Raw genomic sequence first — 265 nt, forward strand, 5'->3', positions numbered from 1 at the left:
TCCCAGATAAAAGAGGTGCTGCAAGAGTATCCACAATTTCATTGCCCAGTCGTTTTCTTAAAAACTCCCCTACTGATACATCATCTGGATAGGGTACATGCGGAAGCAACACCTCAAGGAGTGCACGCGCCTTCCCTCGCAAACTCACTAATTTCGTTTTTGCAAAGGCACTAAGATCTGATGGAACGCCCGTTTGAATGCCTGGTGGCAAAGGATGAAGTTTACCCTGATGCCACACAAGCGTGCCACCTTGTGAACTGACTGG

General features: G+C 47.9%; 1 pseudogene. It reads right to left on the reverse strand.

The annotated features are described in order from the left end of the window. Positions 1–238, reverse strand: a pseudogene (locus tag MM817_RS16680) (protoporphyrinogen oxidase); the annotation flags it as partial. Between the last annotated feature and the right edge of the window lie 27 nt (positions 239–265).

The sequence above is a fragment of the Sulfoacidibacillus ferrooxidans genome (assembly GCF_022606465.1).
Classification (GTDB): Bacteria; Bacillota; Bacilli; order Alicyclobacillales; family SLC66; genus Sulfoacidibacillus; species Sulfoacidibacillus ferrooxidans.